We start from the raw sequence: 15,513 nt of genomic DNA, 5'->3' as shown, positions 1-15,513 counted from the left end.
GTGACACCAGGGCGCGTCAAAAACAAGAGAGTTAAGAAAGTTTCCTTACTATTACCTCAAAAGACGTCTTCGCGAACGGTGGCCTAGCGTAGGCCGCATGACGATCGACCTGAGCGCGCGCGGCGAGTCCTTCCGGGACTTCTGGACCGAACGGCACCTCGCCACCCTGACCACGGTCCGCCCCGACGGGACCCCGCACGTCGTCGCGGTGGGGGTCACGGTGGACTTCGAGGCCGGGATCGCCAGGGTGATCACGTTCCGCTCGTCCAAGAAGGCCCGCCTGCTCAAGGAAGCGGGCGAACAGGGCATTCCGGTCGCCGCCTGCCAGATCGACGGGCCCCGATGGTCCACTTTGGAGGGACGCGCCGTGCTGCGCGAAGACCCGGAGTCGGTGCTCGACGCCGAGAACCGCTACGCCGCGCGCTACCGGCAGCCCAAGCCGAACCCGGAACGCGTGGTCGTCGAGATCACCGTGACCCGGGTGCTCGGCAACGCCTAGCGCGTGTTTCACAAGTCTGTTCGATGGGCTTCGTGATCCAGGTGGTTCCTGACGGTGCGGGCGGATCGGCCTCGTACCGGGTCGTACTCGGCCGCATCCGCCCGTGCCGCCAGGGACCGCCTGGGCGCGAAGACCGCGAACTTGACTTGTGAAACACGCGCTAGTCCTGCAAGTCGTGTCCGCGGTCTTCGCGCCCAGGCGGCCCATCGATCAGACATGCAGGACAGTGCCTAACCCGCGAGTACCAACCGGGTGTATTCGCCGAGGTCGGTGAAACCGCCCGCCGAGGCCACCTGCCGGTACCCGACCGGCATCGCCAGTCCGAGCGAAGTCACGACCTCGGCGCGGCGCCGGTCGGGGATCAGCTCGGCCACCACCTTCCCGACCGTCCTGACCCGGGCGTCGTCCACGCGTTTCTGCGCCACACGAACCGTTTCGTCGTTCGCCGCGGACAGCCGCCTCGGGCATGCCGGACCCCTTTCGCCTGGTCAGAGCCGCCATAGAGAGGGTCTATGGTGATCCGGGGACCGACGGGCGTCAAGCCACGAAAAGGCTGAGCAGCCCTTCGACCGAGCGCACGATCACGCGGGCGGCCGCGCGTTCGGCGTGCGCGGCGTCGGCCCGCTCCGCCTCGTGCCGCCAGCGGACGAGCGCGCTTTCCGCACCCGCGTGGATCTCGGCCGGATCCGCGTCGGGTTCGAGACCGAGCCGCTCGGTGGGCGCCAGCCCCTGCGCGCCAAGCAACCGGACGGCTTCCTCGGCGACCTCTCCGGACAACGCCGTGCGGCCGCCGCGGATACCGGCGATGAGCCGTAGCTCCCGGAAGTCGTGCGCCGCCGCGGCGAAACGCTCCACGCGGGCGGCGAGCCGGTCGCCGTGCGGAAGTGGTTCCGCGGCGAGCAGGCCCTCCAGCCGCACCACCGCCGTGCGCGCCTTCAACGCCTCGGCCCGCGCGACGAAACACCCGGCGAGCGCGTCCCTCAGGTCGCCGAGACCGCTGCGGTGCACGAGTTCCGCCGACAGTTTCAGCCTGCTCTCGCAACCGGTGCGGATCAGGGTGATCGCCAGCCGGACCCCGTAGAGCCCGAACCGCGACACCAGGTGCTTCCTCGATTCCGGCGGGACCCCCACCGGGAATGGATCGTCCACAAAGGAATCGACGGACAGCAGATACCGCTCCAGCTCCGGCCGGGAGACCGACGCCAGCACGCGCAGCACTTCGAATTCGTCGTCCCGCAGCGCCCGCCCCGCGTACCCGAGTTGCCCGGCGACCGCGATGACGCCCTGGAATCCCGCGCAGTCCGGGTTCTCGCGCCAAGCCCGCCGCGCCAGCTGTTTCGCGGTGAGCAAGGCGTCGATCCGGCCCGCGCCGACCTCGTCCGCGTGGGCGAGCACCAGCACGGAATTCACCGCCGTCTGCCGCGCGAACGCCGAACCGCCCACCTGCCGGGTGCCCGCGAGTTCGTCGGGTTCGAGATAGCGCACCAGGCGCACCGTCGCGTCGACGTGTTCGGCGGGGGCCGGGGTGTCGAGCAGTTCGATTTCGCGCAAGGCCCGTGTCGGCCATTCCGCGAGCGCGGAGACCAAAGTGGACTTTCCGGTTCCCGGCGTTCCGGTGAACCCGACGCGCAGCGGTTCTTCCAGGCGCTCCAGGCATTCCCGCAGCATCGACACCGCGTGCGGACGATCCCGGTAATGCGCCGCGGCCTCGTTCAGCAGTTCCCGGATGTCCAGGGGGGTCACGCCGAAAGCTCCCGGCGCGGTGTGGCGCCGGTGCCGAGCGCCCCCGCCTTCCGGTGCAGGGCGGCCAGCCGGTCGATCTCCTTCTTGACCCGCTGGGTGCGCCGGTCCCGTTCGGCGGAGCCGGCGATGATCAGTTCCCGTTGCCGCGTCAGCTCTTCCGACAGCCGGTCGGACACCGCGGCGAAATGATCACGCAGGCGCCGCTGCACCTGCCGCACCTCGTCCTTGATCTCCTTGCTGAACCGGATGAACACGTCGTCGACGTGGCGCTGCGCCGCGGCCTTCGCCAGCGCTTGACGTCGCTGCAACCGCGTCCCGCCTTCGTCGCGCACGCTCTTGGTCGCGAACGCGACCCCGGCGCCGAGCGACACCGGGTTGATCAGCGGCAGCCCGGCGAGACTGGTGACCAGGCCGAACATCAGCACGCCGCCGTAGGAACCGCGCAATCCGGTGAAGAGTTTCTGCCCGATCTTGAATCGCTCGATCTTGGGCGCGCCGACCTCGGGGATCGAGTCCACGCCGGATCCGGTCAGCGGCAGGTCGGGCGCTTGGCCGTAGTGCGGCCCGAAGGTCGAGGCGACGGCTTGCGCGATCCACTCCGACCGGTCCGACACCCAGTTGTAGTTCGTTTCGACGGCCTCGGCGAGACTCTCTTCCAGCCAGGTCTGGAAATCCGGCCAGATCTGCACGGGATCGCCTTCGTCGAAGGTGCGGTCGATATGCCGCACGATCATCCGCGTCCGCTCGCGCAGGTCGTACTCGGCGTCGGAGACCAGATCGGTGATCTCGTCCGACAACATGTTCTGCCAGCGGACGTTCTGCCGCCGTAGTTCCTCGGCGCGCCGTTGTGCCTGGTGCAGCAGCGTGACCTGGTCGACCCCGTTGTCCTGGGAGACCGCGTTGAGCCGCGTCTGGAGTGTCTCGACCAGTTCGACCGCCGCCGCCCGCACGCTCACCGCCGCGGCGAGCGCCCGGGTGCGTTCGCCTCCGCGCGCGGCCTGCTCTCCCACCCAGTTCAGCAGTTCCGGGAACCCGGACCGTCCGTTGAGGACGGCGTCACCGGCCTTCGCGGCGGCCTGGCGCACCGTCGCGGACACCGGGAAGACGTCGGCGACGACACCGGTCTCCGACAGCGCCGCGCGATTGCGGGCGGCTAGTTCCCGCCAGTCCCGGCTCACGTCGATCTTGGTCAGCGCCAGCACCAGCGCCGGGCACCAGGTGCGGATATGCCTGGCCAGCGCGAGTTCCGCGGGCTGGAGTTCCTGTGTCGCGTCGGAGACGAGGATCACCGCGTGCGCGTCGGCGAGGACGTCGAGCGTGGCCGCCGTGCGCGGCGATCGGGGATCCCCTATCGCCGGGGTGTCCACCAGCACCAGTCCCGTGCCGAGCAGTTCGCGCGGCAGGCCGACTTCGACCCGGCGCAGGGAACCGGGCGGCCGGACTTCGAGTTCCTTGGCCAGCTCACCGACCGGCACGCTTTCCCTGGCGTGCCCGACCAGGGTCGCGGCGGGATCGGCGGCGTAACCGATCTCGGTGGGAACCGCGGGCGTACTCGCGTCCCCGACCGCGCAGACCGGCGCGTTCAACAGCGCGTTGAGCAGGTAACCCTTGCCCTGCTTGGGAAAACCGACCACCGCGATCCGGGTGCCCGGCGCCCGCTGGTCTCGTCTGCGCCGGAGGCGTTCGGCCAGATCGGCGCGACCGTGGGCGGCACAGGCGTCCAAGGTCTCGTTGAGCACGTCGAGCCAGGCGGGGGCTGTCACGGAGATGCAGTGTTCCCTTAACCAAGCGCGGAATCAATGTGGCATGGGCCAACATGCCGTGCGGGCCCCGCGACCTGGTGCGATCGCGGGGCCCTGGCAGAAAGCTGAAAGATGTTCGTATCAGCCGATGTGGATGTCGTTGTTCGACGCGATGTCGCCGGCGCCGATGGTGACGTCACCGATGTTGCCGATGGTGCCGGTGACGTCGGAAACGGTGTCGTGGACCTCGGTGACACCCGCGTGGTTCGCGACGTTGGCGACCTCGTTGGCCACGTTGCCCGTGACCGCGCCGGCCACGTCGCCGTGGTTGTTGGCGACGTCACCGTAGTTGTTCGCGATGTCGTGCACCTTGGTGGTGACGTCGGCGATGTCGACGTGACCGATGGTGCCGGTCAGGTCGCCCACCTCGGACAGGAAGTTCGGGGCGTCGCCCGCGACTACGTCGGTGCGCGGCAGGTCACCGGTCAGGTCGCCGACGGCCGGAACCGAGTCGACGGCCGGAACCTGGACGGCGTCCACGGCCGGGATCTCGGGGACCAGGCCGGTCGCGGTGTCGACGGCGCCGTTGGCGAGGTCGCCTGCCTGGCCGACGGACGCGGCGTCGAGGCCACGCGAAAGGTCGTCGGTCAGGCCGAAGCCGCCGACGGTGTTCTGCGCGAGGGCGGTCACGCCGGCGGCGGCGTTCGACACGTCGGTCACGTCGGAGACGGCCGGGACGGCGGGCAGGCCCGGGACGTCGACCGGCAGGTCGCCCACGGCCGGGACGGCGGGCAGGCCGAGCTCCGGCAGGCCCGGCACGGCCGGGACACCCGGGAGACCGGTCTCGGGCAGGGCCGGGAGGGTGTCGGCACCGGGGACGGCGACCGGCAGGCCGGCGGTCAGCGCGGTGAGCTGGTCGATCGCGCCCTGGACGCCGTCGGCGCACTCGCCGTCGGTGCCATTGACGGCGTTCGTGACGCCGCCGAAGCCCGCCAGGTTGTCGGCGGTGGCCGCGGCGTTCCCGGTGAGGTCGGTGACGGTGCCGACCGGGACGAAGTCGAGCACCAGCGGGACGACCTCGTGCACGTCGGCGGCGTTGATGTCACCGAGGCCGGCGTCGGCCAGCACCTGCTGCGGGTCGTTGGCGAACGCCGCACGGGCCGCGGTGTCGTTCAGCAGGTTCAGCGTGAAGTCGTGCAGGGTCTGGACGGAACCCATGAAAGGACTCTCCTGGAGGTCTAGTCGGCGGGGAAGGCACAGCGGCCGGAGGGCACGGCTGAGCGCAGGTCACCGAAGTTAGTGAGCCGGTGCCACTGGGCACATCGGGGATCACTCCTGGTCGTCACTCACTCAGCCGATAGGGGATCGGTATGACATCGTTAGGGCGTTAGGGGCTTAACCGAGACGCACTCGGTTGGGTTTAATGCCAACCCTCACCCGGATGGGTCAAGCCGTTCGGGTGAGTGGCCCTATTTGGTCCTTAGGGGCTGGTCAAGCGAAGGAGGATGCTCGTTGCCCTACGTCCTCGGCATCGATATCGCCTCGACCCGCACCACCGCCGCCACCTGCGTGGACTCCGGCGACGGCTGGGGCGTGCCCGAGCCGTCGTGGCTCGGCGCGCGCGGCCCGGCGGCGGCGTCCGCGGTGTTCCTCGACGACGACGGTTACCTGCTCACCGGAGACGCCGCGGTCGAGGCGGGCCGGTCCGCGCCCGCCCGCCTGCTCACCGGGTTCCACGAACGGGTCGGCGACGACGTCCCCGTGATCGTGGGCGGTGAGCGGTTCCCGCCCGAATCCCTCAGCGCGGTCCTCGTGGACGCCGCGGTGGATCAAGCGGCCGAACGCTTCGGCGAGAAACCGCGCCACATCGTGCTCACGCACCCCGTCGGCTGGGGATCGTTTCGCCGGGACCTGCTGCGCCGGGCGCTGGCCGAGGCCGGGTTCCCCCGTGCCGGGCTGGTGGCGGCGCCCATCGCCGCCCTGCACGCGTACCTCGCCCCGCACGGCGACGTCACCGCCGGTGTCTGCGAATTCGGCCCGGACGGCGCGGTGGTCACGATCGCCGCCGCCGGGGTCAACGGCTGGCAGCCGGTCAAGACGGTGGAAGGCGTCGACCCCGGCGAGGCCGTCGGCAGGGTCTTCGAACTCGCGCACGGCGCCGGCATCCCGCCGCGGACGATGGCGGGCATCGTGCTCTGCGGCGAGGCCCCACCGGTTCCCGGCCGGACGCCGTGCCCCCTCTTCGCTTCGAGCGACCCGGTGCTGACGGTGGCGACCGGGGCGGCCAACATCGCCGCGCGGCGTGACGTTCCTCGACCCGGCGGGGCCGGATCGAACGCCGTCGCCACCATCGAAACCACCTTGCTCCCCCGGGTCGACCTACCCGAAGAGCTCACCGAGCGACCCGAACGGCCGCCGGTGGACATCACACCCTTCCCCTTGCCAGAACGCACCGGGGCGGCGAAACTGCTCAGCCGGCGCAAGCCTCTCGTCGCCGGGGCCGCGGTCGTGGTCCTGGCCGCGGCCACCCTGCTGCTCACCCTGACCACTCGAGAAGCCACCGCGGACAAGGGTCCCGAAGCCCCTCCCACCACTTCGAGCTCGTGCGCGCCGCCCACCCCCGGTGCCACGCCGTCCACTCCCGAAGGTCGCTGTTGAACGCACTGCTCGACAAGCCCGGCATCATCCATCCCGGTGCCCGGCGCCTGCTCGACGAGGTGACCACCGCCCCGGAACTCCCGGTGCGGGTCACCGTCGTCGCCCCCGGCGGGCACGGCAAGACCCATCTGCTCGGCCAGCTCGGACGGCACTACGCGCACGCGGGGGTCGAAGCGCTGCTGGTCGACGACGCCGATCAGCTCGACGACGACGAACTCGCGAAGATCAAGGCCCAGGCCGAAGAAACCACGGCGCCCGTGGTGCTGGCCTTCCGGCCTGCCGCGCGGATGACGACCCTGCGCGTACTCGCCGATTCCTTCGGCAGGTCGGTGGCCTTGGGCGCGTTCGGCGTCGACGACGTCCGGCGGCTCGTCGAGCACGCCGGCGGCGACGCGGCCACGGCGGAAGCCGTCCACGCCAGGACCGGCGGTGTCCCGGGGTTCGTGCTCCGCGCGGTCACCGGCGGGCTCGCGGACTTCCGCGGTGAACTGGAGCAGCTGGACGACGACGTGCACCGCTACCTGATCGCGGCGGAGGCGGGCGCGGGCCGCAATCTCGATCTGCTGGCGGCGTTGCTGAACCGCGATCGCGAAGGACTGCCCGAGGTCTTCGACAGTGCCAGGGCGACCGGGCTGCTCGGCGAGAACGACGTGCTGCTGCCGATCGCCGCCGAGGCCATCCGGACCTGGGGTTCGCCAGGGCGGCGGCTGACGGTGCTGCAGCGGCTGGTGGAACTCCAGCTGCGGGACGGGCTTCCGGTACTGGAGCTCGCTCGTTCCCTGCTGGGCACGGGAAGTTCGGGCGCGAGCGCGGCGGCGGCCTTCGAGGCGGCCGCCCGTGAGGCGATGTCCGACGACACGAAACTCGCGGCGCGGTTCTACGAAGCCGCGTCCGAGGCCGGTGGGCGCGGCGCGGCGCTCACCGTCGGCTGGGCGCACGCCGCGGCGCTGGCCGGGGACCTCGACACCGCGCTCCGGCTCGGCGACGGCATGCTCGGCAGCACGTCGGATACGGACGCCAGGGCCGCGGGCGCCGAAGTGGCGGCGACCGTGCTGGCGCATCGCGGCGAACTCGCGCACAGCGCGGAGCTGTACCAATGGTCGGGCCGGGCGGGCTCGAAGGCGTTCGCCGCGATCGCGTTGCTGGGCACCGGAAAACTCGAAGCCGCCCGAGGCGTGCTGGAAACTCCGGAGGTCCCGACCCTGTTCGCGGGCGCCGCTTCACGGATGGCACGGGCGATCACCGGCTCGGTGTCCGGCTGCGGCGCGGAGACGCTGTCGGCCCTGCTGGGCGCGGCCTCGATGCTCGAATCGGCGGGCGCGCCGGCGCCGCTCCCGGACAGCCCGGCGGCCCTCGCGGCGTTGGTGGGCCTGCATTCCGGCGAACTCGCGCTGGCCGAGTCGGTGCTGAGACGCGCGGTGGACGGACGGATCGGCGGCGACCTGCTCGCGAAACGGCACCGGCTGCTGCTCGGCTGGGTCGCGATGACCGCGGGCGACCTCAAGACGGCCGCCGAGGCCTTGATGCCGCCGGACGGTCTCGAAGCGCGCGACGAACTTTTCGCCGCCACCCTGCAGCTGGGACTGGCGCGGCGGGCGAGTGATCTTCCCGGCCTGCAACGGTCCTGGGACCGGGCATACCAGGCGTCGATGCGCCAGCAGCCGGATCTGTATTCTTTGCTGCCACTGGGAGAACTCGCCATCGCGGCCGCTCGGGGCGGCGCGGGCGCCAAATTGGCAGGCCTGCTGGAGCGGGCACACTCGGTACTCGACGCGCTCGGCAACCCTCCACTGTGGACGGCCACACTGCGCTGGCACGAACTCCACGCCGCCATCACCGTCGAAGATCACGCGTCGGCGGGCGAACATCTGGCCGCGCTCGACGACTTCGCCTCCTGCGGCCGCTATCCGGCCGCGCTCGCGGCCGCCGCGTCCGGCTGGCTCGCCGTCTTGACCGGCTCCTTCGACCCCGAAGAGATCACCGCGTCCTCCTCGGAACTGCACGAACTCGGGCTCTGCTGGGACGCTTCGCGGCTGGCCGGGCAGGCGGCGATCCGGACCTCGGACCGGAAGGCGATGGTCCAGCTGCTCGAAGCGGCCCGCCAGTTCCAAGGGCGGGCACCGGAACCCACCGCGGCCACCGGGCTGAGCGCGCTGAGCGAACGGGAACTGGAGGTCGCCCGGCTGGTCGTCGACGGGCTGACGTACAAACAGGCCGGGAGCAAGCTGTTCATCTCGGGGAAGACCGTGGAGCACCACATGGCGCGGATCCGGGGGAAACTCGGCGCCGGCGACCGGCGGGAGCTACTGGCCATGCTGCGGGAGTTGCTCCCCGCGGGCAAGGGCTGAGGCGCTTCGGGCCTGGCTACCGCTCCGCGAGGTTCGCCGCGGTCCGCTGCGACGAACCGGCCACGATATGCCCTGGGACTACAGCATCGTGTTCTCCACCGGCAGTCCGTGGGACGCGATCGACGGTTCCCGCTTCGACCACATCGGCTACTGGTCCAAGCACGTCACGACGGACGAACAGCGCCTGGCGGATCGAGGCGCACCGATCGAATTCGACTCCTGCCTTACGGTCGCTCGTTCACCTACCAGCATCGGGGCCAGGATCGAACTGGTCGATCTCGCGGTCCAGGCGGGATTTCGTGAAACCTGGGGCCCCAGGCGTGGCGGCCGGTCCGTGATGCTCAGCCCAGCACCGTGCCCGAGTTCGCGGTGTTTCGGTCGCGCTTACGGGAGAACGCGCCCAGGTCGATCTCCAGGCCGGTGCGCGGCGCGCGGAACCGGACGGGCGACGCGTCGTGGTCGGCGCCGTTCTCCACCCGGTCGATCAGCTCCGTCATCAGCCGCCCCACGACCGGCGCGTTCTTGAACTGGTTGCCGCTCGTTCCGATCGCGAGGTAGAAGCCCTCGAGTTCGGTGCGGTCGTAGATCGGAGTCCAATCGTCGGCGACGTCGTAGACGCCCACCACGCCGCGCGCCCGGTTGGGCACCGCCAGGTCGGGCAACCGCCGCGCGGCCCGTGTCACCTGAGCGTCGAAGACCGCGGCCGTCGGGTTGAGGTCGACGGCGTCCGGGTCGTCGGTCCACTGCAGCGGATCACACTCCGGTTCCGTTCCGCCGACGAGCAGTCCCCCTCCTACTTCAGCGCGGAAATAAGTGCCCAGATCCATGTCCGCCACCACGGGCCCTTCGTAACCGTCCCGGGCGGGCACGTGCGCCACTTCCTGCCTCATCGGGCGCACCCCGACCGTGAAGTCCGAACCCACGCCGGCCAGCCGATTCACCGCGCCCGACCACGGGCCGGCCGCGTTGACCACGACGGCACAGGGGATCCGGGTGCCGTCCGACAGCCGCACCGACGTCACGCGTCCACCGGCCGTCTCCAGCGCGGTCACCGTGCTGCGAAAGCAGAACTCCGCCCCGCACGCCGAGGCCGCCACGGCGAGGTTCACGGCGGCGAGGCTCGGGTCCGAGACGTAACCGGCGTCCGGGGTGTACACGCCACCGAGCGAATGTTTCGCGTCTTCCCAGAATTCCTCGTCTCCGAGCCGCTTCGGCGGCCAATAGCGGCCGACGTCGATACCCGGAACGCGCTCGGCCAACGTCACGCTGTCCCATTCCTCGTAGGGAACACCGATCCCGTCGAACAACGGAAGCCAAGACGTACGCGGCGCCGCCTCGACGTCCAGCATGACCAGCCCGCTCTTGCGGAACATCGCGAGGTCGCCGACATCGTGCCCGAGGTGGCCTGCCCAGTCGAGCCAGCCGAAATGCGCCTCCCACGCCGTCGCCACCCCGGCGGTGGTGGAGAAGTTGAACCGGACGATCGCACTCGACGCCGAGGTCGACCCCTGTCCAGGCCCCGCGGCCCGATCGAGCACGGTCACCCGGTACCCCGACCGCGCCAGCTCGAGGGCGATCGACGAACCGATCACCCCTGCCCCGATCACGACCGCATCCGCACTCGGGCGCTTACCGGGCACGGCAAGTCCTGAGGTAGCTGAGGAACGAAGCCTGCAGGCCGGTCACGTGCGTTTCGCGCAGGACCGCGCTGGTGACGGCTTCGCCGCGCGCGGTGAGGCGATGCAGGACGGAGGCCGTGTTCTTCGCGAGGCTTTGGTAAATGGCCAGGTCCCCGAGTAGCTCTCGGTCGTTCATGGTCACGTGAAGCTTGGCGGCCTGCTGCCGGTCACCCAGCTTTTGGAGCTGTGCGAAGACCTGACTGTCTTCACTGGCGACGCCGGGGCTGCCCGCTCCGATGCTCTCGAAGAGCGTGCAACCGGTGAGCCAGGCGTAGAGGCTGAAGAGGCCGCCGTAGGAGTAGCCGAAAAGGCCGTGACCGCTTGTGGCCGTGTGGTAGTCGCGTTCGATCCGCGGGTGCAGGTCCGCGGTGAGGAAGCTCAGAAACGCATCGGCGTGGGTGTCGCGTAGTTCGGCAAGGTAGGCGTCTGATTCCTCGCGGGTCCTCGCGCCCGATCGAACTCCCATCTCCACGGCTTCGACGAGTTCCTTGGCGATGGGCTCGCCAGGTGGCACGAGATCCCTGTTGCGCAGGCGATCCCAGTGCTGTGCTTCCTCGCCCGCGTAGCCGACGCTGACTTGGAGGTAGGGCTGGATCCGCTGCATGGGATCCGCCTGGGTGACGATGAGCGGAGCCGTCTGGCCCACGGCGAAGTTGCCGTCGAGTACGTACACGGCAGGCGTTCGCGTCGTGGCGGGGTCGTAGCCCGGTGGTGTGGTGACCCAGACGCCGTAGTCGTGCCCTCCGCTGGAGCGCATCTCGAAGTAGTCGGTGTCGGCGAGGCAGCCGTGCCACATGGTGCTCATCGAAGGTCCTTCACAATTCGGCCGGCCTTGAGAACGAGGACGGCGTTGGCGGGATCAGCGAACAGCTCCGGGTCTTCGACCGGGTTCCCGTTCCACAACACGAGGTCGGCCTGGGCGCCGGGAGCGATGACGCCGATTTGGCCGGACAGGCCGAGGATCTCGGCGTTGGTCTTGGTGGCGGCCACGAGGGCTTCCATCGGTGTTTCGAGCTCTGCGCGCAGCCTGAGTTCTTCGCCTCGACAGTGCTGAGCCGGGCCGATGAGATCGGAACCCAGCCCGATCCGCACTCCGGCCTCCTTGGCGACGGCGAGCGCCTCGGTCATCCGCTCGCGGACACCCAGCACACGATCGCGGGTCGATTCGTCGAGGCCTGCTCCGGCGGTGTCATGCAGCAGTTGCTCGACGACGGCGAACGTGGGCACGAGGGCGACCTCGCGAGTGGCCATCAGGGTGGCGGTGGCTTCGTCGAGGTCGGTGCCGTGCTCGACACAGCGCACCCCGGCCTCGACCGCGTTCCGGATTCCGTCGTTGTTGTGGGCGTGAACGGTCACGTAGGTGCCCCGCGCCGCGGCTTCCTGGACGGCGACGGCGATCTCCTCGACGGTGAACTGGGTGTCGGTCAGCCGGTCGTGCGCCCCGACCACTCCGCCGGTCACGCAGAGTTTCAGAAAGGACGCTCCACGACGGAAGGCTTCGCGCACGTTGTGCCGCAGCTCGTCCGCGTTGCCCGACATCATGGACAGGGCGCACAGACCCGGGACGTGATGGCTGTTCCACAGCTCGGTGGGTTCCCACTCGGCTCCGTAGTAGCCGTGCCCGCCGATCTGGCATTGAACCGGTCCGCAGGACAGGACGCGTGGCCCCCTGACCTTGCCCTTGGCGATCGTGGTGACGACGCCGCCGTCGATCCCGCCGGTGTCCCGAACGGTGGTGAAGCCGGAATCGAGCGCCGCGCCGGCCGTGGCGAAGATGTCCGCCGCGAGCTCGGCGGCGCTCAGCCGGAACGAGAACTGCGGCTGGATCGGGCTCGACAAGCCCAAGTGGACGTGAGCGTCGATCAGCCCGGGCGTCATCGTCAGGCCTCCGGCCTCCAAGCGCTCGCCGCCTGCGCCGGCGGCACCGACCTGGGTGATGTACCCGTCTTCGATGCCGACGTCGACGTCGACCGGGTCGCGACCCGACCCGTCGACGACCGCCGCGCCGACCACCTGAACACGTCCCATGAGTCGTTCCCTCCACCGTCGCGAGCCGGCTGCGACCATGGGTGACGGCACCACCGGCTTTCTTTTCCAATGGATAAACTGTGGGAGTGATCTTGTCAAGCGCGGAACGCAAAGGCGACGCACGCGAGCGTCTCCTGGCTCGGCTTCTCGACGCCTTCGAGGAGGCGCTTCCCGCGCCGGAGGTGTCACTCCGCGAGATCGCCGCACGGGCCGGGACCAGCCACGCCCTCCTGCGCTACCACTTCGGGTCGCTCCCCGGCGTGTTGGCGGCCATGCTCAAGGCGCAGCGCTCCCGCGACAACGAGGCGCTTTTCGAGACCGCCCGGCAGGGCACCTTCGACGACTTCGTCATGGCGATCTGGCGGGCCTACACCCGTCCCGAGCAGCTGTCGCGTGTCCGCGGCTTCTTTCACGTCGTAGGCCTGGCCGCGTACAGCCCGGAGGAATTTCGCGAGTTCATCGACTCGCTCGACGACCTGACCAAGATGCTGGCCTCACTCGCGGAACACGAAGGGCTCGACGCCAAGGAAGCGCTGACTTTGGCCGGTGTCACCATTGCCGCGATTCGCGGCCTGCTCCTCCAGGAGGCCCTGACTCCGACAGGCCATTCGGAGGACGCGGTCGCTTTGATCCTGCGCATGAACAAGGGCTGATCCGTTCCGCGGACTGGATCGCTTCGACGCCGTGGATCTCGGCGGGATCGGTGAACGCCCCGTGTGGTCGTCGGCGGCCGGGAGCGGGACATGCTCCCGGCCACCGATCCCCTACTCGGGCAGGGTGTCGGTCCACTCGGCGTCGATCCTGGCGCCGGCGGGGTCAGCCACCTTGTTCACCGCCCCGTCCATGGTGACGAAGACCGACGTCCCGTTCACCCGTCCGGTCGCCGGATCGACGACGAGCCGCTCGCCCGTGGGCAGCGACAGGCCCTGTCCGCCCGGCACCGTGCCGAGGTTTTGCACACCTGGGTGGTCGGCGATCGCGCGCAAGGCCGTGGCCCGGACCGCCGGTGTGGCCGGCAGGGTGGACACCAGTGAGATCAACGACTGGAAGCCGGCTTGTTCCCGGTCGCTCGCGGTGAGCTTGCCCGCGCTCGTCCTGGCGTCGCTGCGCTCGAGCGCCTCGGCGATCCAGGCCTTCAACGCGTCCGGGTCGGCCGGCAGGGCACGCAACTGCTCGAGCGTCAGATCGACGGCGACCAGCGAGAACGGGGTGGCTGAATGCGCCTTCATCGGCATGACCTCGCCTCCCGTCTTCGCTCCCCGCATCCACGCCTGACCGTCGGGCTTGATCCAGTATTCATACGCACTCGAAGCAACAGCGCCGTCCGCCACGGTCACCTTCACGTGCCAGTACGTGCCGGCGCCCTCCGGGGAACGCTCAGCGGCGGTGGCGGCCGCGAGCAGGATCTCCTGCCCACTGACCGTCCGCATCGGCGGGCCGTCGACCGGCGCGGCCGGCATGGCCGCGATCGCCACGACGGCAGCGGCCGCCGCCGTGAGCCCGGCCCCCGCGATCAGCCATCCGGTCCGCCGCCGGGAGGTCCGGCCGCCGTGTATCCGGTTCTGGAGCCGGTGCCTGCTGCGGTCGATCACGTCCTGGGACGGCTCGTCCAGGGTCAGCGCGGTGCGCAGCGTCTGCAGGTCATTCATCGAGTGCCTCCGGGGTGAGGATGAAGTTGAGCTTCTTGCGTGCGCGATTGAGCCGGGAACCGACCGTGCCGGAGGAGATACCGAGCGCCGCGGCCACTTCCTCGTACCCGAGCTGGCCGAGCGCCACGAGCAGCAGCACGTCCCGTTCCCCGGCGGACAGCCGCGACAAGGCTTTCGCGAGTTGAGGAAGCAGCCGCCGGGCGGCCACGGACGCGACCACCCTGCTCTCATGGCCCTCGACCACCGGTGCGACGCTCGCCCGTGACAGCGCCCGATAGTGGCGAGCCTCCCTGCGGCGGTGCCTGGCCACCAGATTCGTGGCGATACCGAACAACCAGGCCCGCACCTCACCGCGTTCGGCGTCGAACGTGCCGCGCCGGTCGAACGCGACGAGGAACGTCTCCGCGGCGATGTCCTCCGCGGTCTGCGCGTCCAGCCGGCCCGCCACATACCGGTAGATGGCCGCGAAGTAGCGATCGTGCACTTCGGTGAACAGTTCCGGGTCCTGCGGCAACCGGGCGGCCAGGTCGGCGTCGGTCACCTGCTCGCCCGTTCCCGCCGTCATGTGTCCGCCTCTGACATGTGGATCCTTCCCGTCGACAGCCGGCTTTCACCACTACTTCGCCGTCGGCCGGTTTCTTCTTCCCACCCAGCCGTGACTTGCCGCCCGCGGCATCGAGCAGATCCGGATTGTTCTCGGGCGAACGCGCGATCCTGCGGAGGATTGGCCGGCTCGTCGTCATCCACTCACGCGGGTCCAGTCCGGCCTGACATTGGCGGGTGTAAGCGAGTGCTGTTCGTCCATGCCGGGTCGAAATCGACGGCCAAGCTCAGGCGCTACCAGGATGCTGAGGCCATCCGACACTACGCCTCACCAGTGGCCCGCCGTGCCGGGCTCGGAGTCCGTCCGTGGCCGATTCCGCTATTCGACGTGCCGTCGCCCATAAAGCGGTCGAGCCGGCTCCGCGCCACCAGCGCCTCCCGGCCTCCTCGCTCACTCACTTGTTCACAGCAGGCGAGCCGGGCGGTATCCGCCCGGCGCTGGGCTACCCGGCGAGCCCGGATCACAGCGAGAAACAGGAGCTGTTCGAGCTGCTCGATTCCGACCGGCTCGGGATGGGGCGGCCGTCAGCGGGGTTCCGACTGCACGAAAGTCCCGTTCACTCT

Annotated in this window: 13 protein-coding genes and 1 pseudogene; 5 read left to right on the top strand and 9 right to left on the bottom strand. The window is 70.0% G+C overall.

Annotation, left to right across the window (positions count from 1 at the left end):
• Positions 1-97 precede the first annotated feature (97 nt).
• Positions 98-499, top strand: a complete 402-nt coding sequence (locus ACLJQ7_RS26040) for a PPOX class F420-dependent oxidoreductase (RefSeq protein WP_410650787.1) — start codon at positions 98-100, stop codon at positions 497-499.
• Between the two features lie 230 nt (positions 500-729).
• Here the strand turns inward: ACLJQ7_RS26040 and ACLJQ7_RS26035 are convergent, their stop codons facing one another.
• From ACLJQ7_RS26035 to ACLJQ7_RS26020, 4 genes are all read right to left on the bottom strand, one after another.
• Positions 730-924: a hypothetical protein gene (locus ACLJQ7_RS26035; RefSeq protein ID WP_410650786.1), complete on the bottom strand. Its 195-nt coding sequence runs from the start codon at positions 922-924 to the stop codon at positions 730-732.
• A gap of 112 nt (positions 925-1,036) precedes the next feature.
• Positions 1,037-2,242, bottom strand: a complete 1,206-nt coding sequence (locus ACLJQ7_RS26030; RefSeq protein ID WP_410650785.1) for a GTPase — start codon at positions 2,240-2,242, stop codon at positions 1,037-1,039.
• Positions 2,239-4,005: a dynamin family protein gene (locus ACLJQ7_RS26025; RefSeq protein ID WP_410650784.1), complete on the bottom strand. Its 1,767-nt coding sequence runs from the start codon at positions 4,003-4,005 to the stop codon at positions 2,239-2,241. The genes ACLJQ7_RS26030 and ACLJQ7_RS26025 overlap by 4 nt, the downstream gene beginning before the upstream one ends.
• Positions 4,006-4,125: 120 nt before the next feature.
• Complete coding sequence (locus ACLJQ7_RS26020) at positions 4,126-5,202, bottom strand: IniB N-terminal domain-containing protein (protein ID WP_410650783.1); 1,077 nt, start codon at positions 5,200-5,202, stop codon at positions 4,126-4,128.
• Between the two features lie 294 nt (positions 5,203-5,496).
• On the opposite strand from ACLJQ7_RS26020, the gene ACLJQ7_RS26015 reads away from it, so the two are divergent.
• Positions 5,497-6,642: a molecular chaperone DnaK gene (locus tag ACLJQ7_RS26015; protein ID WP_410650782.1), complete on the top strand. Its 1,146-nt coding sequence runs from the start codon at positions 5,497-5,499 to the stop codon at positions 6,640-6,642.
• Positions 6,639-8,990, top strand: a complete 2,352-nt coding sequence (locus ACLJQ7_RS26010; RefSeq protein ID WP_410650781.1) for a LuxR C-terminal-related transcriptional regulator — start codon at positions 6,639-6,641, stop codon at positions 8,988-8,990. Before ACLJQ7_RS26015 ends, ACLJQ7_RS26010 begins: the two co-directional genes overlap by 4 nt.
• A gap of 341 nt (positions 8,991-9,331) precedes the next feature.
• On the opposite strand, the gene ACLJQ7_RS26005 is transcribed toward ACLJQ7_RS26010, so the two are convergent.
• From ACLJQ7_RS26005 to ACLJQ7_RS25995, 3 genes are read right to left on the bottom strand one after another with little or no spacing between them, the layout of a single operon-like run.
• Positions 9,332-10,597: an NAD(P)/FAD-dependent oxidoreductase gene (locus tag ACLJQ7_RS26005; protein ID WP_410650780.1), complete on the bottom strand. Its 1,266-nt coding sequence runs from the start codon at positions 10,595-10,597 to the stop codon at positions 9,332-9,334.
• Positions 10,598-10,619: 22 nt separating this feature from the next.
• Positions 10,620-11,474 (bottom strand): alpha/beta hydrolase, encoded by an 855-nt coding sequence (locus tag ACLJQ7_RS26000; protein WP_410650779.1) that lies wholly within the window; start codon positions 11,472-11,474, stop codon positions 10,620-10,622.
• A complete protein-coding gene (locus tag ACLJQ7_RS25995; RefSeq protein WP_410650778.1) occupies positions 11,471-12,697 on the bottom strand; it encodes an amidohydrolase family protein in 1,227 nt (408 codons plus the stop codon). Before ACLJQ7_RS25995 ends, ACLJQ7_RS26000 begins: the two co-directional genes overlap by 4 nt.
• Positions 12,698-12,783: 86 nt before the next feature.
• Between ACLJQ7_RS25995 and ACLJQ7_RS25990 the strand changes: the two genes are divergently transcribed.
• Positions 12,784-13,350 (top strand): TetR/AcrR family transcriptional regulator, encoded by a 567-nt coding sequence (locus ACLJQ7_RS25990; RefSeq protein ID WP_410650777.1) that lies wholly within the window; start codon positions 12,784-12,786, stop codon positions 13,348-13,350.
• A gap of 111 nt (positions 13,351-13,461) precedes the next feature.
• On the opposite strand, the gene ACLJQ7_RS25985 is transcribed toward ACLJQ7_RS25990, so the two are convergent.
• Complete coding sequence (locus ACLJQ7_RS25985) at positions 13,462-14,346, bottom strand: CU044_5270 family protein (RefSeq protein ID WP_410650776.1); 885 nt, start codon at positions 14,344-14,346, stop codon at positions 13,462-13,464.
• Positions 14,339-14,911, bottom strand: a complete 573-nt coding sequence (locus ACLJQ7_RS25980) for an RNA polymerase sigma factor (RefSeq protein ID WP_410650775.1) — start codon at positions 14,909-14,911, stop codon at positions 14,339-14,341. Before ACLJQ7_RS25980 ends, ACLJQ7_RS25985 begins: the two co-directional genes overlap by 8 nt.
• Before the next feature lie 461 nt (positions 14,912-15,372).
• On the opposite strand from ACLJQ7_RS25980, the pseudogene ACLJQ7_RS25975 reads away from it, so the two are divergent.
• Positions 15,373-15,465 (top strand): annotated as a pseudogene (locus tag ACLJQ7_RS25975) (vitamin B12 dependent-methionine synthase activation domain-containing protein); the annotation flags it as partial.
• Between the last annotated feature and the right edge of the window lie 48 nt (positions 15,466-15,513).

It is taken from the genome of Amycolatopsis sp. cmx-4-54 (assembly GCF_046548895.1).
Lineage (GTDB): Bacteria > Actinomycetota > Actinomycetes > Mycobacteriales > Pseudonocardiaceae > Amycolatopsis.
This window is presented reverse-complemented; position numbering and strand designations above follow the sequence as displayed.